A 3,142-nucleotide genomic window follows, 5' to 3' on the forward strand; every position below is an offset into this window, starting at 1 on the left:
CGGCGCCCAGGACGACGGCCACCCGGCCCCGGGTCTGCGCACGGACGGAGCGCAGGACCGCGGCGACCGCGGCGGGTTTGTGGGCGTAGTCCACCAGCACCCGGAAGTCCTGGCCCCGGACCACGGGCTCGAGCCGGCCCGGAACCCTCACGTTCCGCAGCCCGGCGGCCGCGGCCCGCACGTCCAGCCCGAGGGAGTCGACGATCGCGAGCGCGACCAGTGCGTTGGCCACGTTGAAGCGGCCGAGCAGTGGCAGATCGACCTCCACGGTCACGCCGTGCGGTCCCCACGCGGCGAAGGCCTGTCGATCGCCGTCGGTGGTCAGTGCCTCGCCCGCCGTCCAGTCGGCCGACCCGCGGGGATCGGCCGAGACGGTCACCGCGTCCGGTCGGGACGCCAGCAGTCGCCTCCCCCAGTCGTCGTCGATCACGATCACGGCCCGTTCGGCGGGCCGCACCGCGGAACCCGTGTCGGCGTCGGCGTCGAAGAGGCGGGCCTTGGCCTTGAAGTAGTCCTCCATGCTCGGGTGGAAGTCGAGGTGATCCTGGGAGAGGTTGAGGAACGCGCCGACGGCGAACCGTGTCCCGTCCACCCTGCCGAGCCGCAGCGCGTGGCTGGAGACCTCGGCGGCGACGGCGCGGGCGCCCTCCGAGCGCATCGCACCCAGCAGCGCCTGGAACTCGGGGGCCTCGGGGGTCGTGAGGCTGCTCGGCAGGTGCCGCCCGCCCACCCGGCTGCCCGTGGTGCCGATGATCCCCGCCACGAGGCCACAGCCCTCGAGTGCGGCCTCCACCAGATACGAGGTGGTGGTCTTGCCCGACGTCCCGGTGATCCCCACGACGTCCAACTCCGCGGACGGGTCCCCGACGATGGCCGCCGCCACCTCGCCCAGGACGGACCGCGGCCGGGGGTGCACGAGGACCGGGACACGGTCGGCGGCGGGCCCCATCAGCTCCAGCCCCTCGGCGTCGGTGAGCACCGCCGAGGCGCCCGCCTCGACCGCGGTCGCACAGAACGAGGCGCCGTGGATCCTGGTTCCGGGCAGCGCCGCGAAGAGGGTGCCGGGCATCGCGTCCTGGGCCCGGATGGTGGCGCCGGTGAGCTCCGTGTGGGCTGCCGCCCTGTCGCCGAGGAGGCCGGCGCGCACCGCGTCCGCCAGCTGTGCCGCTGTCGTCATAGCCTGTCCTCGACCCGCCTCTCGTTGTCCGTGACCCCCCGTGAACCCGCTACACGCTACCTTGCCGGTCGCGGGTCACTGCGCCTGCAGGATCAGGTCGGCTGCGGGGGCGGACGGCGGGATGTTGTCCCGGTTGACCAGCCAGGAGGCGATGTCGTGGAACAGCGGCGCGGCGGACGCGCCGAGGGTGCCGCGCTGGGGGGCGTCGAGCATGATCGAGATCACGTACCGCGGATCGTCGGCGGGCAGGATCCCGGAGAAGGTGATCCAGTACCGGGAGTTGGAGTAGCACGCACACGACGGGTCGATCTGCTGGGCCGTGCCGGTCTTACCGCTGATCTGGTACCCGGCCACCGCGGCCTGAGGGCCGGTTCCCGCCTGTGCTCCCGGCCCGGACTGGACCACCGAGCGGAACATGTCACGCACCGTGCGAGCGGTCTGCTCACTCACCACCCGCTCGCCCTCCGGTCGCTCGGACGCATGGGTCTCACCGTCCGGGTCCACCCGCTCGGCGACGATCCGGGGCGGCACCCGGACCCCGTCGTTGGCGATCGTCTGATAGATGCCCGCCATCTGCAGGGTCGTCATGGACAACCCCTGGCCGATCGGCAGGTTGGCGAAGGTACCGCCCTGCCAGTTCTGCAGGTCGGGCACCAACCCGTCCGATTCACCGGCGAGTTCGATCCCGGAGCGCTGCCCCAACCCGAACTTCTCCAGGTACTCCGAGTACGGCTCCTTGCCGACCCGCTGGGCCAGCATGAGGGTCCCGACGTTGGAGGACTTCCCGAAGATGCCCGTGGTCGTGTACGGCGTGGGACCGTGCTGCCACGCATCGGAGACGGTCACCCCCTCCATGCTGATGCTCCCGTCGACGGAGTGGACCTCCCCGGGATCGGTCAGCCCGGCCTCGATCGCCGCGGCGGCGGTGATGATCTTCTGCACCGACCCGGGCTCGAACGGCGAGGTGATCGCCGGGTTACCGAGGTCGGCCCCGCGCTCGAGCTCGGCGCCGATCCCCACCGCGGGGTTGAAGGTGTTGTCGTTGGCCATCGCGCGGACCTCGCCGGTCCGGGCGTCCAACACGACCGCGGACGCGCTCTGCGCACCCGAGGAGTCCTTGGCGGACTGCACCGCCTTCTGGACGTGCCACTGCAGGTCCGCGTCCAGGGTCAGACGGATCGTGTCGCCGTCACGCGGTGCCGAGACGTTCCGCAGCGTCCCCGGGATCACCGTGTCGTCCTGGGCCCTGTCGAAGGTCTGTCGGCCGTCCTCGCCGTCGAGTTCGTCGTTGAAGGACGCCTCGATGCCCTGCAGGCCGATGAGCTTGCCGTCGTCGCTCTTCGACGTGGCTCCCACCACGTTGGCCGCGAGGGCTCCGCCCGGGTACTCGCGGATGTCCACACGCTCCGCGCCGATCATGGGGAACTTCCTGGTGATCGCGTTGGCCTGGGTCACGTCGACGTTGCGGACGAGGTAGGTGAAGCCACCCTCGGACGTGAGCTTGGCCTCGATCTCCTCGCGGTCCACCTTCTCCCCGAGCACGGACTCGAACTCGTCGCCGATCTCGTCGACCAGCTGGTCCCAGGTGGGTTTGGTGCGGTCCAGTTCCCTGCGCGCCTCGGCGTTGCGCTTCTCGACCAGTGGCTGGATGGACAGATCACGGGCTTCCCGGGTGAACGCGATCGGGTCGCCGTGCACATCGACGATCGCGCCACGGGTGGCGGGGAGCACCTGGTGGACCTGCCGTTGGCTCTCCGCCCGGGCCGCGAGTTCGGTGCCACCGATCGTCTGTACCCACAGCAGCTTGACCAGCGCGATCACCATGATCACCACGAAGGCGGAGCGCATCCACGTGAACCGCCGGTCCGTCGACGCCGCGGTGAGGACCCTGCCGGAGCGGGTGGGGGGCCGACCGTCACCCGACCGGCTGCCGCGAGGGGCCCCCGAGGGGACCCGCGGTCCCTG

General features: G+C 71.4%; 2 protein-coding genes. Both read right to left on the reverse strand.

Annotated elements, in window-relative coordinates; all coding sequences use genetic code 11:
• On the reverse strand, positions 1-1,177 hold a 1,177-nt coding region (locus G6022_RS13140), incomplete at its 3' end, for a UDP-N-acetylmuramoyl-L-alanyl-D-glutamate--2,6-diaminopimelate ligase (RefSeq protein ID WP_182691723.1).
• 75 nt (positions 1,178-1,252) lie between these two features.
• Positions 1,253-3,142, reverse strand: a 1,890-nt coding sequence (locus G6022_RS13145) for a penicillin-binding protein 2 (RefSeq protein WP_241731215.1), incomplete at its 5' end; no start/stop codon positions are given.

This window comes from Dietzia sp. Cai40 (genome assembly GCF_014145165.1).
In the GTDB taxonomy this organism is placed as follows: Bacteria; Actinomycetota; Actinomycetes; order Mycobacteriales; family Mycobacteriaceae; genus Dietzia; species Dietzia natronolimnaea.